Annotated in this window: 16 protein-coding genes; 10 read left to right on the forward strand and 6 right to left on the reverse strand. The window is 43.9% G+C overall.

Annotated elements, in window-relative coordinates; all coding sequences use genetic code 11:
- Nucleotides 1-44: 44 nt before the first annotated feature.
- The 3 genes from B3R91_RS11700 to B3R91_RS11710 form a co-directional block, all read right to left on the reverse strand.
- A complete protein-coding gene (locus B3R91_RS11700) occupies nt 45-677 on the reverse strand; it encodes a c-type cytochrome (RefSeq protein ID WP_286797780.1) in 633 nt (210 codons plus the stop codon).
- 76 nt (nt 678-753) lie between these two features.
- Nucleotides 754-2,355 (reverse strand): flavin monoamine oxidase family protein, encoded by a 1,602-nt coding sequence (locus B3R91_RS11705; protein ID WP_286797750.1) that lies wholly within the window; start codon nt 2,353-2,355, stop codon nt 754-756.
- A gap of 223 nt (nt 2,356-2,578) precedes the next feature.
- Nucleotides 2,579-4,033, reverse strand: a complete 1,455-nt coding sequence (locus B3R91_RS11710; RefSeq protein WP_286797751.1) for a cytochrome c — start codon at nt 4,031-4,033, stop codon at nt 2,579-2,581.
- 653 nt (nt 4,034-4,686) lie between these two features.
- On the opposite strand from B3R91_RS11710, the gene B3R91_RS11715 reads away from it, so the two are divergent.
- Nucleotides 4,687-4,887, forward strand: coding sequence for a hypothetical protein (locus tag B3R91_RS11715; RefSeq protein ID WP_286797752.1), 201 nt, complete (start codon nt 4,687-4,689; stop codon nt 4,885-4,887).
- Nucleotides 4,888-4,953: 66 nt separating this feature from the next.
- Here B3R91_RS11715 and B3R91_RS11720 read toward each other — a convergent pair whose 3' ends face one another.
- The 3 genes from B3R91_RS11720 to B3R91_RS11730 form a co-directional block, all read right to left on the reverse strand.
- Nucleotides 4,954-5,583, reverse strand: a complete 630-nt coding sequence (locus B3R91_RS11720) for a flavodoxin family protein (protein ID WP_144296889.1) — start codon at nt 5,581-5,583, stop codon at nt 4,954-4,956.
- A 57-nt stretch (nt 5,584-5,640) separates the two neighbouring features.
- Nucleotides 5,641-6,513, reverse strand: coding sequence for a polyphenol oxidase family protein (locus tag B3R91_RS11725; protein WP_286797753.1), 873 nt, complete (start codon nt 6,511-6,513; stop codon nt 5,641-5,643).
- A 94-nt stretch (nt 6,514-6,607) separates the two neighbouring features.
- Entirely contained in the window at nt 6,608-7,681 is a 1,074-nt protein-coding gene (locus B3R91_RS11730; protein ID WP_286797781.1) for an RluA family pseudouridine synthase, read from the reverse strand.
- Nucleotides 7,682-8,528: 847 nt separating this feature from the next.
- Between B3R91_RS11730 and B3R91_RS11735 the strand changes: the two genes are divergently transcribed.
- From B3R91_RS11735 to B3R91_RS11775, 9 genes are all read left to right on the forward strand, one after another.
- Nucleotides 8,529-9,692 (forward strand): outer membrane protein assembly factor BamD, encoded by a 1,164-nt coding sequence (locus B3R91_RS11735; protein ID WP_286797754.1) that lies wholly within the window; start codon nt 8,529-8,531, stop codon nt 9,690-9,692.
- Nucleotides 9,693-9,867: 175 nt separating this feature from the next.
- Entirely contained in the window at nt 9,868-12,006 is a 2,139-nt protein-coding gene (locus B3R91_RS11740) for a DNA primase (RefSeq protein WP_286797755.1), read from the forward strand.
- 619 nt (nt 12,007-12,625) lie between these two features.
- Nucleotides 12,626-14,545 (forward strand): RNA polymerase sigma factor RpoD, encoded by a 1,920-nt coding sequence (rpoD, locus tag B3R91_RS11745; RefSeq protein WP_144296886.1) that lies wholly within the window; start codon nt 12,626-12,628, stop codon nt 14,543-14,545.
- A gap of 231 nt (nt 14,546-14,776) precedes the next feature.
- Nucleotides 14,777-15,217, forward strand: coding sequence for a hypothetical protein (locus tag B3R91_RS11750; protein ID WP_286797756.1), 441 nt, complete (start codon nt 14,777-14,779; stop codon nt 15,215-15,217).
- Between the two features lie 366 nt (nt 15,218-15,583).
- Nucleotides 15,584-16,231, forward strand: a complete 648-nt coding sequence (tenA, locus tag B3R91_RS11755; protein WP_286797757.1) for a thiaminase II — start codon at nt 15,584-15,586, stop codon at nt 16,229-16,231.
- An 86-nt stretch (nt 16,232-16,317) separates the two neighbouring features.
- Entirely contained in the window at nt 16,318-17,016 is a 699-nt protein-coding gene (locus B3R91_RS11760) for a class I SAM-dependent DNA methyltransferase (RefSeq protein ID WP_286797758.1), read from the forward strand.
- A 229-nt stretch (nt 17,017-17,245) separates the two neighbouring features.
- Entirely contained in the window at nt 17,246-17,566 is a 321-nt protein-coding gene (locus B3R91_RS11765) for a YbeD family protein (RefSeq protein ID WP_414707571.1), read from the forward strand.
- Nucleotides 17,567-18,115: 549 nt separating this feature from the next.
- Nucleotides 18,116-20,392: a class 1a ribonucleoside-diphosphate reductase subunit alpha gene (gene nrdA / locus B3R91_RS11770; RefSeq protein WP_286797759.1), complete on the forward strand. Its 2,277-nt coding sequence runs from the start codon at nt 18,116-18,118 to the stop codon at nt 20,390-20,392.
- A 97-nt stretch (nt 20,393-20,489) separates the two neighbouring features.
- Nucleotides 20,490-21,431 (forward strand): nucleotidyltransferase domain-containing protein, encoded by a 942-nt coding sequence (locus B3R91_RS11775; protein ID WP_286797760.1) that lies wholly within the window; start codon nt 20,490-20,492, stop codon nt 21,429-21,431.

The raw sequence follows: 21,431 nt of genomic DNA on the forward strand, positions 1-21,431 counted from the left end.
TTTTAAAAGTTATGAGCTAACATCCTAAGTGACATAACTCATCCCTATTCATCACTTGGATCACTAGCCGGCGGCACCGCGTGTCTCAATTGTTCAACATCTGCGGCGGTGACCGTATCCGTATAACCATTTAAATCAGTGACCACGTACTGCGTGACCGCTGCCATCTGCTCATCATTCATCATGTGATGGAACGATGGCATACCGCGAAAGCCATTAATTAAGATATCAATGATGTAATACTTTGACTGCATTTTGCTGTTATTGGCAAGTGGCGGATAATAGCCGGCACCATAAGCACCCTCGCCTTTGTGCATATGACAAGCTGCGCAAGAGTCATGGTAGAGTTTTTTGCCATCTGTTGTCACAAAGGCATTTGTCCCTTCGAACTTGGTTTCCCACTCAGCAATACTTGGGTCATTGTCCATAGTAGGAAGTGAGCTGTGATCAACGACATTGACGGCTGGTGCAGTAAGCTCCTCACGACTCATGTAAACGCCGCCCCAGCTACCGGTATTACGGCTTGCTTGATAATCGTCCGTTACGATGGGGTCTTGCTCATGTAGAGTTACCACCGTTTGTACATCGTCTGATTGTTGACTACAGCCTAAAAGTGCTGCACTACTCATCGCACCCAGCAACATCACAGTCAGCAGTTTAGGGGTCATTTCTCTCATGACTTTTTTATTCACGATTGCCTTCTTTACGATTGCATTGTCCATGATAGCCTCTGAATTTTTATAGTTATTCATATTAACCCAGCATTTTTGCTTTTTTATGTAGGCGCTTGGCGGCATCCATGCCAGATAAAATAGCGCCTTCTTGCCATGCTGGAATGTGTGAGCAATGCTCGCCTGTGAGTACAATACGGTTATCGATACTGCATAAGGTGTCATAATGCTGACGGCGGGTCGACTCATTCCAAATACCATAACAACCCAGTGTCCAAGGAATGCGATGCCAGACCACTGACGTACCAGCGCGGAACTCTTTTGGATACTGCGGGTGAATATACTTACCATAAGCAAGCGCAACATTGATACGCTCTTGCGGGGTTAACGTATTAAATTTATATGAGGTTGGTCCATAACCATAGGCCCCTAATAATACCCCAGTACCGTCTTTAAACATATTTTCTGAAGGATAAGCAATCTGGGCAATCGGCATATCGGTATAGGTCAAGCCGCCATAGATCCACTCGTCTTCTTCCCAAAAGCGGCGATTAAACTCTAAACCTACTTTATAAGAAGTCTCATAAGGTACCGCTGCCATCGCTTGTTTCATCGGCTTTGAAACATTAATATCAAGCTGGGTCAGTACAGTTAGTGGAATATTACAGACACACCAGTCGGCACGGATGGTCTTAGTCGCGCCATCTGGACTGTTGCTGTCGACATAATTGACCGTAACGCCGCTTTCATCTTGATGAATCTTAGTCACTTTGGCATTAAACTCAATCATATCGCGGCATTCGCGGGTGAAGGCATCACCAATTTTACCCATACCGCCGACAGGCTGAAACATCGTTGGCTGATGCGCATAGGTCATATGGTTACCATAAATATCGGCCCACATGCCCGAATCCAAAATTTCACTGATCGGTAAAGGCTTTGATGGGGTTTCATCAGGCATCAAGCCACCACCCGGCAGGACACTATAACCACGATGTTTACTAGTAGCATTGCTGGCGCGGTAGCGGTAGTCTTTATCGAGCACGCCCCAACCTTTTAAGCCTTCAAGTAGTTTTTCTTTATCTTCTTTATTGATCGAACGATCCAAACCGCCAACATTCACCGCTTTTGACAATAATTCTGCTACGTGTCCTTGGATGTCGTTTTTTACATCACCTAAGCGCTGCGGCACACCATTGAAATGAGTACTACGGTGCAAATAAGCGCGGTCGTTGGTTTGAATAAAGGGCTGCATCTCAACGCCAAACTGTTTGCAGTAATGGAAAACCGCATAGTGATGACTTGGTAAACGCCACGGCCCACCATTAAAATAGTTGCCCTCTTCAAAATCACAAGTAACTTCTTCGCCGCCAAGCTCAGTATACCTATCGCCACTATTGAGAGTCCAACTACGACCGCCGCCACGATTTTGAAACTCGAGCACTTTGACGTCATAGCCAGCTTTACGCAGCTCATACGCCGCGGTCAGTCCGCCAAGACCGGCACCTAAAACGATGATGCTAGCACCAGGAGGCGCCCCTTTTAAATCCATCGTTTCTTTAAAGCTTGATTCTGAGGCAAATCCTAACGTCGTCATCGCCTGATACATGGCGGTCGCGCCCGCTGTTTTACCAATCATCGAGAGCAGTTGGCGCCGCGTTGGTGATTGAAGCATGTCTTTCATAATAATATCCTTAAAGTAGACGTTCGTACATAACCGTAGGCACTTGTTCTATGTGTAGTAGTAGACGCTTATTTCATTTATAAGTGCTTGTAATATAAGTGTCTGTAATTTAACGGCTTGGCTTAATTCTGCATTTATTTGCCAAGCTGTCATGCCCTACCGTTTTGCCGTTAATCCTTGTCTGGTAATAAATTCTAAACCCGTTGCAACTGATAAACTATGATTAACGGCGGCGTTTAGAACGTAAAATGGTGCGCACAATAAATATAATAATCAATATCGCCACAATGATGCCGACAATCGCCAGTAAGCCTGCGTACTTAATTAAAAAAGGCTTTTCGACGCCTATAGACGCGATGCGCTCAATATCAGCGGCACTGACCTCGCTGTTTGCATGACCGCCAAAGCTAGTACGGACGTAGTTAGTGATACCCGCAATCTGCTCACTGCTGAGCTCTTCTGAAAATCCTGGCATGATAGGCGAAGTATTGGTCGCACTCTCTACCCCATGCAAAATCATATTAACGAGAGCGTCAGGCTTTTCGCGGCGCAGACTGCTCAGTCCAACGATAGGCGCGTAACGCGCGTCAGGCTGACCATAACCATCAACACCATGACAGCTACCACAAACGGCTAAATATAACGCTTCTGGTGAGTTACTACCGTTACTTACTTCTGACTTTGCTTGCGCCAAGTAGTCTTTTTGCGCCAGTAAGTCATGCGTGATAGATTCGTTCACAGGCGTTGGCAGGCGCGCCACATTGACGCTATTGACCTTGTCTTCTGTTTGGATAGCGGGTATGGCTTTTAGATAAGAGGCAATCGCGCTCAAATCTTCATTTTTCAGATAACGCGTACTGTGCGCAACTGCTTCACCCATTGGCCCACCTGCATAGGCGCGTTGGTCAAGCTCACCGGTGCGTAGATACGTGATAATATCTTGCTCGCTCCAACTGCCAATACCGCTCGACTCGTCAGGCGTGATGTTCGGCGCATGCCAATTACCAAGCGACGCGCCTGATAAATACATTTTTTTATCAAAGCCCATGGTGCTGTTACGCGGCGTATGACAAGTGCCGCAATGCTCGAGATTATTGACCAGATACTCGCCACGTTTTTGGGTCTCATTTAGACCGTCGCGCTTTTCAGTAGAGGGTATATTGAGCAGATTCCAGCCGATCATTAAGCTACGGAAATTAAAGGGAAAAGGTAATTTGGTTTCTTGCTTAGGCGCTTCATCGACAGCCGGTACGGTTTGTAGATAAGCAAACAAGGCGCTGATATCCTCTTCTTTCATGCCGCTATAAGAAGGATAAGGCATGGCAGGATACAGCATATGGTCTGGCGCTCGGCCTTTTTGTAAAGCGTTCTTTAAATCTACTTCGGTATAATTGCCGATACCGTAACGTTTAGAAGGGGTAATATTGGTTGAATAAATTTTCCCCATAGGGGTTTCAATCGCTGTGCCGCCCGTATAATTCTCACCGTGACAAGCCATACAGTCAGCAGCGCGAGCGATATAAGCACCGCGGTTGACAAGCTCACTATTGGCGGGGCTTACATTAGGTAAGCTAGCATCGGGTAAATTGGCATTAGGAAGGTTAGCACCTTCAGCCATCGCGGCGCTGGAGGTAATACCAATGACAAGCATCGATAACATCACAGAAAGTGGCTTCATAATATCCTCATATAGCTGGCACCTAGGGTGTTGTAATTATTATTAGAACGATTGGTCAGGATAAGACATTTGATATTGAGTAAAATTATTGACAATGGCGTCAGTACTCAACGGATAATCCATTACATGATTTAGCAAATCGTCCAGTAAAATGCTTAATAAAGTGGCGTGATAAAACAACTTAATAGAGATAGTTTCTAAACAATGTCTGCTCACCCCACTAATGTAAAACTATTTCGCCACTATTACTTAAATAGTAACTCATTCACCGCACACTTTTACAAAAGTTAAAAAAACCTCTTAGGAGATTTAATTTATATTTAATCACTATATATTTTCATATTATAAATTTGAGCAAGATGATTAATCCTTTAAAAAACAATTACTAAACCTAGAAAATTTATTAAATCCATTATTAAAGCGTGGATATAAATCGCTATATATAGCAAAAAACGACTTCTGCACTTGTTATTACAGGTTTTAAGCGTACATAATGGATACATAGCGGCCGTTTGTCATCCACCTTGCATTCCAAATAAGCGTTGCCCTACTCGCAAAAACCCTTTTGACTGATGCAGCATTTTATTTATGATTAAGTGCTGTTTAATATCGCCAACCATTGCCATGTTGCCAATAACGCTCGAGATGTCCTTATGAAATCACTCTTCTTTATATTTACGTTGGCAGCGACAATCCCTGTGACAGGTTGCCAATCTTTTCAGTTCGTCGAAAGTCCGATACCTGTTAAAACTGTTTCTTCTAAAACGCTTATTGTGGAAAATTTATCCAACGCGCGCCGACCCGCTATCGCTATTTCTACTCAAATCCCTTCTACTACAAATAATGACCAATAAAAAAAGCAGCTATCGGTTTGATAGCTGCTTTTTTTATTATGAATCGAGAACACGCCTTAGTTAATTCTAATCTTCTGCAATGACTATCTGCTGTTTAGGTTGACGCTTGATAATAGTCTTAGCCAAATGATCGCCAAACCAAATGGCGGTATCAATATCGCCTGCGCCAGGCGTGACGTCAGGCGGTCCATCTAGCGACTGCGTCATCAAGCCCAAAAAGCTCGAAAGACGATTTAAATCATGCGCTTCATGTCCTGTTGGCATCAGTGGTAAACCGATCCAATTCATCCCATGCTGCATGGCATAGAGACAAATCTGCTGCAGGACGGCAAGCTTATCACCGCTCAGACCGCCCGAATTGGCAAAACCTGCGGCCCACTTGCCTTCCCATTTACGGTGATACCAACGCTTAGAAGTCTCATCCATAAAAGTCTTAAAGCCTGCGGTCACGCTGCCCATATACACGGCACTACCGAACACCAATAAATCCGCCTGATCGACAAAATCCCAATCAACGTCATGCACATCGACCGCTTTAACCTGCGAATCTGGTAATTGTTGACGCGCGCCCGTCACCACTGCTTCGGCAACGCGTTTGGTATGCCCATAATTACTATGATAAATGACCGCCATTGAGACGCTAGTGAGATTGTTCTCATGCTCTAAAATGGCAGGCTGTGTGTCAGGTGTATTCATACGAACTCTAATAGTGACAATTAAAAATGAAATAAAAATAGAAGCTCAAGAGCTGAATCAAGCCAACTCTCTAGAAGCACTACGGGTAATAATCAATGCCATACGTCCGGTTGCAGACTGGCCAAGATGCGTTTGACGCCTATAAGAATAATAATGCGAATCCGCATAGCTGCAAGGTATTTCGGATTGACTGCTAACGGTAATGCCTGCTGCACTTAATTGGTCAGCGGCAAGCTTTGGTAGGTTCAGTTTAATCTTGTCCGCTACAGATGCTAAGACATAACGCTGTTCAAAGCTCTCAAGATGCTGTGATGACAAGGCTTTATTATCTATACAGCCTGCCAGCAGCTTATTTCGTACTTGGCTGCCGACTTCATAATTTTCTTGACTGATACAGACGCCAATCCATGCCGTGATTGGTTTATCATCATCAAAGCGCTCGGCGGTTGCCTTTATGACGCCGCACGCCAGCCCTTGCCAGCCTGCATGGATAGCAGCTATCTGTCCCGTTGCGGGCTGGTATAAAACAATCGGTACACAATCGGCGGTCATAATCGCAAGACCTAAGCCCACTTGTTGACTGACCATGGCATCGGCATCTAGCGGGCGTATAGGTAGCGCCGTCGCATCGACATCATAAATCTGCTGCCCATGAACTTGATTGAGCCAGTGCAAGCTATTAATTGGCGCACGCTGCCCCGCCGCTAATTGCTCATTAATCGCCGTTAATAGACGCATACGACTGTTTAAGACTTTTTTGGCGTTATCATTGACATGCAAGCCTAAATTTAGCGCACCATAATTTGCCTGATTATCTACCTCATTAGCCGCTTCACTATCATCGCTGCTAAAAGCTGCCGTTTGAAAAACCGTCACGTCATCAAGCTGAGCAACTAAGGTGACAGGCAGATTGTTTGTTATGTTAGGCATGGTCAGTGCACCAGTCTTATCGTTATTATTAGAGCATTACAGCCAGATTGTTACCAGACGAATATCATTATTTAATAGAGCTCATCAGATTTTATTATTCGTCATAACCTTCGCTTAATACCGCCATCAATTGCTGCATGTCCTCAGGAATTGGCGTGGTGACTTCAATATCTTCGCCAGTCGTTGGATGCACGAAACCTAAAGTATAAGCGTGCAACGCTTGACGCGGGAAATTATTAATCGCTTGACGCTGCGCTTCTGTTAAGCCTGCTCGCAATTGACGACGCCCACCGTAGACGCGGTCACCGACTATCGGATAGGTAATGTGGCTTAGATGCACACGAATCTGATGGGTACGTCCTGTTTCAAGACCGACATCTAATAAACAGTAGTTATCGTTCAGCGGTGTGACATTCAATAAATGCGTCACCGCTTCACGCCCTGCCGTCATCACCGTCATTTTGGTACGCTGATTGCGATGGCGACCAATCGGCGCATCGATACGGCGATGACGCAGTAAACTTGCCGCATCCCCTGCGACCACACACTGGTAATGACGATAGACAGACTTGTCCTTTAACTGCTCCATTAAAGCCATTTGCGCAGGCTTGGTTTTACCAATTAACAGCAGTCCTGAGGTGTCTTTGTCAATGCGGTGTACCAATCCAGCACGCGGCAAGTGGTGCTGCTGCGGATAATGATAGAGAAGCGCATTGACCAAAGTGCCCGTCTGATTGCCAGCGCCCGGATGGACAACCATACCGACAGGTTTGTTAATCACTAAGACATCATCATCTTCATAGACAACTTCGATATCGATATTTTCTGGCTGATCTTCGCTATGCTGCTGCAGTGTCGTCGATAAATGCAAGACATCACCAGCTTTGACACGGATTTTCGGTTTTTGTACCGTCCCGTTATAAAGTAAGCTGCCATCAGTAATCCAGCCTTGCAGCTGGGCACGCGAGAAATCGGCAAATACTTTTGATGCCAGTTTATCAATACGTAAGCCCGCTTCGTCTTCTATGACGGTATGCGTGACATCAATAACGACCGGAACCGCTTGCCCAGCGACTACGACTGAATCCTCACTGTCTTCGTATTCATCTTCATCTTCATCGTCGACAATATCGTCAGCGACCAACTCATCAAACTCATCATTGGACATATCCGGCGTTTGCTCATCAAGCGCACGCTGATGGTCATTTAATAATTCATTTGGCATTGGTAACTCTTGTGCTGACATATCGGTATCTAACGGTTGTTTCTTAGGGAAATTGGTCGTCATAGCATCATTATTCATAGCGGATTGATATAGGGTAAAGTCGCTTACAGCTTTATAAGCCGACTTCATAAGGAAACGAGATAAGAAAGTGGACTGGCGTTCACAGACCAGCAAAAATAAGGACGGTCGAAAAAAGCAGCAGTCATATCGTCATAGTGTAACATGCCAAGCGCTTATGCCCTACAGAAGCTGCGCGTTATCTGCGTTTTTATCGTTACCATTTTTCCAAAGGTAGTGAGCCGTGATGAAAATTAAGTCGCTAGCCGATGGTGACTATTTAGCAGATTAACTCTCTAAAACATGACATGGCTGTAATTTACTGTATATTTATCCTTGTCAGCCATATTCAATATCGCTCGTGACGACGGCTCATGCTAAACTACAGACCGAAGCCAACATACATAAAGCATTAGCCCTTTAACTACAAAATAGATAACGAAAAAATAGACGAAGCAGGCGTTATTCTATAAAGTAAGCGTTGTTTTGCTGTATGCTATGGCACTGATTTTTAAAATAAGAACTTTTAAAATAATTTATTTTATTAATATGAGCAAAACGGCATTCGATAAAAATGATGTTAATAATGAGTGCGTTTACTGCTAGCGCCTATTTAGTAGCAGACCCTTAATGGATGCCGCCAGCATTGTTTTTTATTATTACCCTTATTACCCTTTTATAATTTAGCCTAATAGCGTCGCTGCTATTACGCGTCTTGTGTCGGAGAAGAAGTATGCAAGCTGTTGGCAATACGTTTATCAAACTGTCCTCAATCACCTTACTGGCGTTAAGCGTCAACTTGGTGGGTTGTCAATCGTTTAAAAACCTAACTGGCGGTAAAGACGTGGATGCGGTTGCCACTGCTGAGAAGTCTGAGCAAGGTTATTATAACGACGCCATCGCTCAGATTGATAAGGGTCGCTATACACAAGCTATCGAAGATTTAAACAATCTGCGCACTTTTTATCCAACGGGACAATATGCCGAACAAGCCTTGCTTGACGTGATGTACGCCCAATATGAAAGTGGAAAGTTCGAGGCGGCTGCGGCCAGTGCGGAGCAATTTATCAGCCTATATCCTTCTAATCCGCAAGTCAGCTATGCTTACTACGTGCGCGGCGTGGCCAATATGCAAGGCTCATCAGAAGGTCTAAAATTGTTTAAGCTCAATCAAGCTGAGCGTGATACTGCGTATTTGCGTATTGCCTTTGCCAACTTCCAAGAGCTTATCAATAAATACCCAAACAGTCCTTACGCGCCCGATGCTGCTCAGCGTATGACCTTTATCTATAATCAGTTTGCCGAAAGCGAGATGAGTGCAGCCAACTGGTATGTCGAGCGCGAAGCCTATGTCGCTGCGGTCAACCGTGCTAAATGGGTATTCCAATATTATCCATTAAGTGAATCTGTGCCTGATGCCCTCGCCGTATTGGCTTATAGCCATGAAAAGCTCGGTCTTAATGACTTAGCAAATGAGTATAAAACACTATTGCAAATCAACTATCCAAACATGCTCAGCGCTGATGGACGCGTCAAACTCAACACCAAACGTGAGCGTACTTTATTTAATAAACTCACCTTTGGGCAATTAAACCGTTTTAATAAAGATACCTCGGTTGCAACAGGCAACTACAGCGGGGCTACCAAAACCCAAGTGATTCGCAATGCCAATCAATTAAGATTACCAAGTGATAATGCGGCAGCAGCGAATGCTAACGCACCGTTAAATATGTCTCCTAAGCGTGCCAATAGCGGTATCAATGTAGGCTTAGGTTTGCCTGAAGCATCGACTGAGCGCGTGACGAGCCAATCGAGCACTGGCGATACTGCTAGAGAAGCCGAGGTCGACCCACAAAACATGAACCCTGTACGCCGTACCACGTTACCTGCTGAGTAAATTGATACGGCTCGCGTCTATTTTAGACGCTTAGTACCTATCATCAAAAATAAGGTCAACATTCTGTTGGCCTTATTTTTCTGTTTTTACTTATTATAATTTTTATCTACTGTCAGTTTTTTGTAGCTGATTGTCGATGCTTAATATAATCGTCCTATGGTAAACTGTTTTTTGTATGAGCATTCCTAACCATATTCTCGAACAATTAAATAGCCAAGCTGACTTAATCAGTATCATTGGGCGTCATACCACGCTCAAACGTGCGGGCAGTGAATACAAAGGCTGCTGCCCGTTCCATGGTGAAAAGTCACCATCGTTTTATGTCAATCCACAAAAAAACATCTACCACTGCTTTGGCTGTAGCGTTGGTGGTAATGCCATCAGTTTTTTACGTGACTATGAAAACCTAACCTTTATCGAAGCGGTTAATGAGCTGTCCAAACAAACGGGCATTGAAGTCCCAAAAGAAGAGCAGCAAAACGTTAGCTATCAGCGCGCGCCCGTTAAACCAAAAGCTAAGCCGGCAACCAAGCCAAGACTCGCTATTCAGCCAACAACATCGGCAGCGGCAACGCACATGCCAACTGCTAATATGCAGCCGCCAACTTATAATAATAATTATGAAAATTATCCGCCATTAGACGCGTATGATTCGATGCCTTATACAGCCGATGACTACGATACTCATTATCAAGGTGCTAACGATCAAGACGATAATAGTTATCCGCCTGCATGGTTGACTGGTGGTAGTGGCGCTGCTGATACAACTTCTCTTTATGATGAAACTAGTGTCTCTGATAAAGACGGCAACTTGTACGAGCTATTAGAGCAAATCCAGCAGTTTTATCAGCATAATCTCACCACTCATCCGCATGCCAAGCATTACTTTTTATCACGCGGTATCACCGAAGATATTTTTGAGGCTTTTGGTCTCGGCTATGCGCCCTTTGGTTGGCAGCATCTTGAGCATCAATTCCCGCAAGATATCGAGGGGCTTAAAGCGCTAGGCTTGGTACGCCAATCAGAGTCAGGGCGCGATTACGACCTACTGCGTGACAGAGTGATTTTCCCGATTCGCGATAACCAAGGTCGCACCATTGGTTTTGGCGGTCGCGCGCTCGATGATGAGGTAAAACCTAAATATATCAACTCCTCTGACTCGCCCGTTTTTCATAAGCAGCACGTCCTATACGGCTACTATGAATCTCGCCAGCAGCGCGCTGATAACTGGTTAGTGGTCGAAGGCTATATGGATGTCATTGCCTTGTATCAAGCGGGCATTTATGGTGCGGTGGCGTCGATGGGCACAGCGATTAATGAGAGCCAAATATCACGGCTGTTGACATTAAACCCTACCCTGACATTGAGTTTCGATGGGGATAGCGCAGGCCAAAAAGCCGCTTGGCGTACCCTTGAAGTGGCACTGCCTGTACTTGGTGATGATAAAGAGCTGCGGTTTTTAACCTTACCAAATAATCATGATCCTGATACTTTTATCAAAAGTCAGGGCGCGGACGCCATGCGCGAGCAAATTGCCAATGCCATGCCGCTATCGCAGTATATATTTGCTTATTTGAGTGAGCGTTATGATCTAAGTCTGGTCGAAGGCAAAGCCAAGCTGATGTCACAAGTGCGCGCCTTGACCACTGCCCTGCCGAAAGGTAGCAGCTTTCGTTATTTGCTCAATAATGACATTTATCAAAAGCTTGGCGGCAGGCGCAATCAAAACAAAGACGCAAGAGATGCGCTGTTAGATTTCGATGGTGAGATGACCATCAGTCAGCAGCTGCAGCTGTGTTTTTTATTCCAGCCGCGCACCTTAATCGATGACCCTATCGAAGCCATTTGGCAGCAGGCAGGTATTCATGAGCTGCTGCTACCAGCGCATATTAAACAAAAAGCCTCGGCCGATATTCTGCGCCCGCTAGCATGGGAAGATTTGCAAGATAATGCCTTGCTCGATATCGTCAGCACCATTAAGCGCTGTCTTAATTATCTACCAAAAGACGCTAATGCTGCGGCGCACTTTATTTTATCGAATGTCAAACCGAGCACCCAAGAAACGCTTAGCGGTGATTGGGGCGCTTTTTATAAAGCCCTTACTGCTCGTAATATCTTAAGTTTAGATGGCTTGGTCGAAGAGCTGGTCAGTCAACTTCTTGAACGCCACATGAAGAAAAAAATTCAAGACTTGGTAAAAAACCCAGACAACATAAAACTGGCAATTGTCCGTAAGCAATCACAGTTATTGAATGATTGGCTACGCGAACAGCACGCGGAACGCTCAGCACAAATGGCCACGGTGAAATCTTAATAGCTAGGCAAAACTTTATTTATCATCGGTAGCCCTTTAAAAGCACAGCCATTGCCCCCACTATTAATGATTATGCCCAGTTGCATATTGAGCGCCAAAGCAAGCGCTGGTTAAAAAATGATAAAAATGTCATGGCTAAGAAATAATCATCAATACGGATAATAAATGCCTGCGAGATTCACTAGCTTGTGCTTGATGAGGCTGGTCTGTGTTAAACTGTGTCGCTGTATATTTCTAGCCCGATTTAATAGATGACAATACGCCCATATTATTGAGTAGTATTTTTGGTGCAAGCGCAATTTTAGCGAACAACTTTTAAAGCGTTTTTTAGACTATTCATTTTAAATGCTTTTAGATTTTAAACCGCCATTTTAAGCAAGTTTAAGTAACGGTATTTTTTAGGTAAGCGTGTTTTGACGTATTTATGCAGGAACAGTTTTTAGCGGTTTTTTAGTATTGTAATTGTAGTATTTTGAGCCTTTATTCATATCCACTCATTTTTGTTATTATTGACAACCTTTACGCCATATTTTGATGAATCGATTGATTATATCAACGCACCCCGTAAGCGATAGCGAGTCACAATATAAAAATGTCCGATACAAGCAAGCGAGTATTTATGAACGATAAGTCAGTTTCTAAGTCCACATCTCAACTGGCCACCTTAATCCAAATGGGTAAAGAGCAAGGGTATTTGACCTATGCTGAGGTGAATGACCAACTGCCCGACTCTATTACTGAAAGTGATCAGATTGAAGATATCGTGCAAATGCTAACGGACGTTGGCATTAAAATTTTTGAATCTGCGCCCGACGCCGATGACATCTTGATGAACGATGATTCAAGCGATGATGACATGGCAGCCGATGAGGCAGCAGCAGTTTTGGCTTCGGTCGAGACTGAGCCTGGTCGTACCACTGACCCTGTACGTATGTATATGCGTGAAATGGGTACGGTTGACCTCTTAACCCGTGAAGGCGAGATTGCCATTGCTAAGCGTATCGAAGAAGGTATTCGTGATGTGCAACATGCCATGGCCTACTGGCCGGGTACGGTACAGTTTGTCCTTGATGAGTACGAAAAAGTACAAGATGGCGAGAAAAAACTGTCTGACGTTATCACAGGATTTTTAGACCCTGAAACCGAAGAAGATAAAATCGCCGCACAAGAAGCCAAAGATGCTGCTAAAGAAGAGCGCGAGCGTATCAAAGAAGAAAAAGAAAATCCGCCTGTCATCAAAGCAAAAGCCAATGCCAAATTGGCGCTTGACGATGATGATGAAGACGAAGAAGAGGTTGAAGAAGAAGCCGAAGAAGAAACCGGCGGTATCGACCCAGAAGAAGTTCGTCTGCGTTTAGAAGAAATTGAACATCTATTTATAAAAGCCAAGCAAGCCTTGCTTGATTATGGCCGTGGTAGCGTAGAAGCTGAAGCGGCTTACGCCCTACTTGCTGAGCGCTTTATGATGCTCAAACTCAATAATCGCTTGTCAGACCAAGTCATGGCAATCATGCATGATGTCTATGATGATGTGCGTAAGCATGAGCGTCAAATCATGCGTTTGGTAATTCGCCGTGGCCGTATGCCGCGTGACGAGTTCCGTAAGACATTCCCAAGCAATGAAACCAACGTCGATTGGCTGATTGAACGTATTAAAGGTAAGCCTGCGTTTGCCGGTACGCTAGAAAAAGTCGCCGACGATGTGATTTTATTGCAGCGCCGCATTCGTGACTACGAGCAGCAGCTCGATATGAAAATCCACGATATGAAAGACGTCGCACGCCGTATGGCTGTCGGTGAAGCTAAAGCACGCCGCGCCAAAAAAGAAATGGTCGAAGCTAACTTACGTCTTGTTATCTCTATCGCTAAAAAATATACCAACCGTGGTCTGCAATTCTTGGACTTAATCCAAGAAGGTAATATCGGTCTGATGAAAGCGGTCGATAAATTTGAATATCGCCGTGGTTATAAGTTCTCAACTTATGCGACATGGTGGATTCGTCAGGCAATCACCCGCTCTATCGCTGACCAAGCGCGCACCATTCGTATCCCTGTGCATATGATTGAGACTATTAATAAGATAAACCGTGTCTCTCGTCAGTTGCTACAAGAAATGGGACGTGAGCCTACACCTGAGGAATTGGGCGAACGCTTAGAGATGGACGAAGTCAAAGTCCGCAAAGTGCTCAAAATTGCCAAAGAGCCTATCTCAATGGAAACGCCAATCGGTGATGATGAAGATTCGCACCTAGGTGATTTTATCGAAGATGGTACAATTTCAAGCCCAGTTGACGATGCGACGGCGGCTGGTCTACAAGAGGCCACGCGTGATGTCTTGAGCAATCTGACTGAGCGTGAAGCGCGCGTCCTTAAAATGCGCTTTGGTATCGATATGCCAACCGATCACACGTTAGAGGAAGTCGGTAAGCAGTTTGATGTCACGCGTGAGCGTATCCGTCAGATCGAAGCAAAAGCGCTACGTAAATTGCGTCATCCTTCACGTTCTGAGCATCTGCGCTCGTTCTTAGAAAATGACTAATTTATCTAGACAAAATTCATTGTCTAAAAATTTCTTAAAATTACATCAAAAAAGCTGAGCATGTCTCAGCTTTTTTGTGCCTGTTATTTGATGGCGGTTATTTAATAGCTATTAGCTTATGCTATTAACTTATCTAATCAAAATATCCTAAAAACGCTGCGTTATTGCTGATATCAATTTTTTATAGCCTCTGTCTGCGCAGGCACAGCANNAGCAAGCAAGCAAGAAAAATTGCTATCAGCAGCAGTATACTTAGAATTACTACAAGATGCGCTTGAGTCAGAATGTGCATTTATTGAATCATGCTTTGCGACGACTGGTGAATTTCCTGCTCCCGGTGAAGCGTATTGCCGAGCGTTTGAAGTACGTTATAAAAGCGTAATTACCCTACGGTTTTTAATTCGCATGGCCTATGCCGCACCTGTGCATTTGACTAATACCAGCGCGGCGACTTTTAATGTCTATATAAAGGTGTTGACTGAGCAAATACAGCTGGCTCTGAAGCCTTATGAGCTCGACTCTGCGCAACTGGCGCTTTATACCGATGCTTATCTAGGCATTATCGATAGCTTAAGTGTGGAGTTGCTGTATGCAGAAGGGTTATATGAGCGCCGTTTTAAAGCCATGCTAATGCTCTATCATACAGCTATTGCGCAGCTTAATAAAAAATAGCTTTTTAAATGTAAAACAATTTTATTAATGGTTATTTGAGCATCACTTGCTAATGATGACTGATCTCGCCTATCATAGGAACGCTCGGTTGTCTTATAACCATAAAGACCAACATTTTAATCATAAGAACCTTGTCGGGGTGCTTTGATTTTTGATGATTTAATTACCATCAAAATCATGGCTGAGAGAGTCCCGCGAACCTGATGCAGTTAGCACTGACGTAGGAAACAAGCGTGTCGATATACAAGTCACAATTACTTTATGTTTTGCCAATCTATTTAACCTAGACTGGCAAATTTATTGTGCCTTATTATCTCTTTTTTTCTGCCATTTGCTTACTGCACTTTATAACAGTAAGTGAAAACTATGGATTACCAAACACTACGCAATAACTGTCCGACTTGGGATGCTTATATTGGACATGATTTTGTCAATCAACTGGCAGCAGGAACGCTCGCCCCTGACAGCTTTCGCCATTACCTTGTGCAAGACTATTTATACTTAATTCACTATACCCGCGTGATGGCGCTGAGCGTATATAAGAGCGACACGCTGGCACAAATGCGCGTCGGTCAAGCCGGTATCAACGCCATGCTTGATTTAGAAATTGGCATGTATTTAGACTTTTGTCAGCAGTGGGGAATCGCGCTTGAGGAAGTTGAAAACGCTCCTGAATCGCCAGCCACCATTGCCTACAGCCGTTATATCTTAGATGTGGCAATGTCAGGCTCGCTAGCTGAGCTCTATGCTGCAATTGCACCTTGCTTGATGGGTTATGGGGAAATTGGTAAACGTATTAAAGAACAAGGCTTTGTCGCGGGCAATCCTTATCAACCATGGATAGATGTCTTTGCCAGTGATGAATTCCAAACCATTACTGCACAAAATGAAGCGCATATTAATAAGCTGCTGACAGACGCTAGCGCTACTCAAGCAGACAAATTTCAACGCTTATTTAACACCGCATCTCGAATGGAAGTCAATTTTTGGCAGCAGGCGTTAGATTTGTCTTAATTTATAAACAATCTGACTTGGTTCTAAAAAAGCCCTCTAGAATCAAAAACAATGATCAATAATAACGATCCACAAGGAGAAACATCATGGCAGCATTCGATGAACACGCAAGCGCGTATGACAGTTGGTTTTTTGACAATCAAAATCTACTGACCAGCGAACTAAAACTGGTTGCTCATTTCTTGGATAAAGACAGCGAGATATTGTCTGTCGGCTGTGGTAGCGGACTGTTTGAGTCTCTACTGGCAAAAGACTATGACATTCATATCAAATATGGTATCGAGCCTTCAAAAGACATGGCTGAAGTCGCTGAAAAGCGCGGCTTACAAGTAGATATCAGCCCTGCCGAAACCTGCGAGATTGAGCCCAATAAGTTTGACATCATCATGTTTAACGGCAGCGTCAGCTATATCAGCGATTTAGATGCCTGTATAAAAAAAGCCTTTGGCGCTCTAAAAACGGGCGGCAAACTTATCCTGATTGATGTGCCAAAAGAAAGTGGCTTTGCCAGCTTATATAACCTTGCCAGCGCGGTAGATACGTGGGAGCATCCACTACTTGCGCACATCTCGCCTGCTGATCCTTATCCTATCGAGCTGGTGAAGTCAGCTAACTGGCGTACCTCTGATGAAAAAATCGCCTTAATGCAAGCCAATGGTTTCGTCGACTTTGAATATGCGCAAACTTTATTGACCCATCCTATGTATGCCAATGACAAAGTCCAAGAGGTCATCGAAGGCTATGATCGCGGCGACTACGTGGCAATTTGTGGTTATAAAAAATAACGGTTTTAATGTGCGTTATCGTTGGCTGACACTTGAATAATACGCCGAACGCCCTTATAAATGGTGCATAAAGCGCTTATCGACATAACCCATAAGCTCATATTTTCACAAAGATAAGGACCACATCATGACTGATGATCCAAAAAACACCGGCAATACAAGCACTGGCAGTTCAAATACCGAAAACCAAGGCAACAATGCTAGTCAGACGCCAAAAAGAGAAGTTAAAGTGACAGAATTGGTCGCCAATGACGGTATCTTAAAAGGTAAAAAAACCGACGTGCAAAACCCTGAGCTGTGGGAGTTCCCAATGAACTACCCAATGAGCATCATCGGTCATGAAGGTGAGCACGAAAGCTTGCTTAATGAAGTGAAGCTTATCTTGGGTAGCCAATTCCCTGAGTTTGATTTGGCCTCTATGGAAGTCAAACCATCAAAAACAGGACGCTTCCATTCGGTACGTGCCAATTTATACTTAACCACCGTTGAGCAAGTGAACACGCTTTATGCGGCGCTTGATAATGCAAGAACCGTACGTATGGTGGTTTAACGGTAGTTTTGCTAATTTTATAAAATCTAGCCCGTTTTTCATCCGAATCGTCACTCATATGGGTGGCGATTTTTTATTGTCTGCGGTACAATCTCCACCCGAAATATAACTGCTATTTAGACAATTGGCACTTATAAATTTAGCCAACAATAAAAAGTAAATCCGCGCCATTTTTTACAAAACTTTTATTATTTTTCTTATCGGCGTCTAACCCTTATCCCATCGTCCTTTGCCAAAATTTGGACACGCTTTACCCTCGCATCAACATAGTTTGCCCTTAAAATCAATATAGCATTTTCAAAATTTTCCCGCTATATTGTGTCCACCTACTAACAAATACGCTATATGTAGTGCTCAGTGATTTAAACCGTCACTATGAGCCGCGGCATCGTTTTGCCTAAAAAAACACCTGCCATGACAGGACGTCTTGTCTTAAAACAGATAGCGTAAAAGATAGCGTGACAAAGCATGTCTGCCAGATTTAACCGCGCAGCAGCCTATAAAGCAACATTATAAATAACTACCTAGCAATCAACTTACGAGGTCAGCATGACACATATCGATAATATCAAAGTAACCAAACGTGATGGACGTTTAGAGCCCATTGATTTAGACAAGATTCACAAGGTTATCGAGTGGGCAGCTCATGATTTAGATAATGTTTCGGTATCGCAAGTTGAGCTAAAGTCGCATATTCAGTTTTATGACGGCATCAGAACGCGTGATATTCACGAAACCATCATCAAGTCAGCCGCTGACCTTATTTCTGAAACCACACCTGACTATCAGTATTTAGCCGCGCGCTTGGCAATCTTCCATTTACGTAAAATTGCTTATAATAAATTCACCCCGCCGCATCTGTATGACCATGTCAAAACGTTGACCGATGCTGGTAAATACGACGAACATATCTTAGCCGACTATAGCCGCGCAGAATTTGATGAATTAGAAGCATACCTCGACCACTGGCGCGATATGAATTTGGCTTATGCTGCCGTTGAGCAAATGGCGGGTAAATACCTCGTCCAAGACCGCGTGACCAAGACCGTTTACGAAAGTCCGCAGTTCTTATATATGCTCGTTGGCATGTGTTTGTTTGCCAACTATGAAAAGAGCGAGCGCTTAAGCTATGTCAAACGCTTTTATGATGCGACATCACAATTTAAAATCTCGCTACCAACGCCTATCATGTCAGGTGTGCGCACGCCGTCGCGCCAGTTTAGCTCGTGCGTCCTAATCGAATGCGGTGATAGCCTAGACTCTATCAACGCCACCACCAGTGCCATCGTCCGTTATGTCTCGCAGCGCGCTGGAATCGGCATCAACGCTGGTCGTATCCGCGCCCTTGGTAGCCCTATCCGTGGCGGCGAAGCACAGCATACTGGCTGTATTCCATTTTACAAACTGTTTCAGACAGCGGTTAAATGCTGCTCACAAGGCGGCGTGCGTGGTGGAGCGGCGACGTTGTTTTACCCATTATGGCATTTGGAAGTTGAGTCATTATTGGTGCTAAAAAACAACCGCGGCGTTGAAGACAACCGTGTCCGTCATATGGATTACGGCGTCCAGTTAAATAAAACCATGTATACCCGTTTGATTAAAGGTCAAGATATCTCGCTGTTTTCACCGTCTGATGTTCCAGGCTTGTATGATGCCTTCTTTGAAGATCAAGACACCTTTGAAGAACTATATACCAAGTATGAAAACGACCCTAATATCCGTAGCCGTCAAATTCCAGCAACGGAATTGTTTAGTCTAATGATGCAAGAGCGCGCCAGCACCGGTCGTATCTATATCCAAAACGTCGACCATTGCAACACGCATAGCCCGTTTGACGCGACGGTTGCACCGATTCGCCAGTCAAACCTCTGTATGGAAATCGCCCTACCGACTAAGCCACTTGATAATATTAATGACGAAACCGGTGAGATTGCCCTTTGTACGCTATCAGCGGTCAACTTAGGCAAAGTTGAAAACGTCAGCGACATCGAAGAGCCAGCAGAATTAATCGTCCGTGCGCTTGATGCCCTGCTCGACTATCAAGACTATCCAGTCAAAGCCGCTGAAAACGGCAGTATGCGTCGCCGTACCTTGGGCGTCGGCGTGATTAACTATGCGTATTACTTAGCGAAAAATGGCGTCCGCTATTCAGACGGCAGCGCGCATGGTCTAACGCATCAAACCTTTGAAGCGTTGCAATTTTATCTCTTAAAAGCCTCTAACAAATTGGCAAAAGAGCAAGGCGCCTGCCCTGCTTTTAACGAGACGACCTACTCACAAGGTATCTTGCCGATTGATACTTATAAGAAAGACTTAGATCAAATCTGCCAAGAGCCGCTACATCTCGATTGGGAAACGCTACGTAGCGAGATTACCACTCACGGTCTACGCAACTCTACCCTAACGGCATTGATGCCGTCTGAGACCTCTAGCCAGATTGCCAACGCCACCAACGGTATCGAGCCACCGCGCGGTCTGGTGTCTATCAAAGCGTCAAAAGATGGCATCTTAAAGCAAGTCGTGCCTGAGATTGCTACCCTAAAAGATCAGTACGAGCTACTATGGCAGATGCCGAATAATGACGGTTACCTAAAGCTGGTCGCTATCATGCAAAAATTCGTCGATCAAAGCATCTCTGCCAATACCAACTACGATCCGGTGCGTTATGAAGGTGGTCGTGTTCCAATGAAGATATTGCTTAAGGATTTGCTCAACGCGTATAAGCTGGGTGTGAAGACGTTGTATTACCATAACACCCGTGATGGTGCCAACGACGCACAAGCGGATATGGAAGATGATTGTGCTGGTGGGGCTTGTAAGATTTAGGTTTGATGGACGGCGGGTTTGGCTTTTGGGCTAAGCTCGCTGCTCTTTACTACTTTGTTCAGATGAATTTATAAATATTACTTAAAGGACTAAGCTAATGGCTGACTATAAAAGTAACTACCTACAAGAAGTACTTGAAACACATAAAATGAAGCACATTAAAGATGTTTTCGATAAGTATAGAGATAGACGTAACGAAATTAAGGATTTTTTGAATAGTGAATATGGTAGCAAAATTTATAGTCCTTTTGATTCAGGATCTTATAGTAAGCACACTGCTGTTAATACAAAATTTGACTTGGACGCAGTTGTACCTTTCAAATATAAAAGCTTCAATACACTAGAAGATATGTTCAACGATATTTATGAAAAGTTAAATGATAAGTTTAATGATAGAACTACTGTTCGAAAGCAAGGTGTTTCTATTGGGCTAGCTTTTGAAGAAGATGATATTGAAATAGATATTGTACCTGCTCGAGAAACACGAGTGGATGGCTATATCGAAACAAGGAACCTAAACTTGCATATTAACTCTTTAGATCCATCAGAGACTGGATATTTGAAAACAAATATTAAAAAACAAATTGATCATATAAGCGGAAAAGAAAATGAACGAAAAATTATTAGACTACTAAAGATTTGGAAGTTCCAGCATTCTAAGAAGTACAAGTCGTTCTTCTTTGAACTTTTGGTTATTAAAGCTTATGGCTATACCTCGCCTACGGGTAATTTATGGGAGCAATTTAAAGCTGTTCTCCAATATGTCGTAGACAATATTGAGAACGATACATTCAAGCTTCCTGATCCAGGCAATGGCGCTAATGATTTAATAAATACGTTAGAACCATATCAAAAAAACTCGCTAAGAAGTGATTTTGAGTTGATGCTAACTAACATTGGAAACAACGAAAAACAAATTGAATACTATTTTGAGAAAAACGAGGAGTTTTCTGAAGAATCTAACAATAATAGTTTGAGCTATGGTGTTGCTGGAGCTAGCCCAGTTTCTACGCCTTCATCTACACAGCGTTTTGGTTAG

The organism is Psychrobacter sp. UBA6291 (assembly GCF_002439405.1).
Taxonomy (GTDB): Bacteria; Pseudomonadota; Gammaproteobacteria; order Pseudomonadales; family Moraxellaceae; genus Psychrobacter; species Psychrobacter faecalis.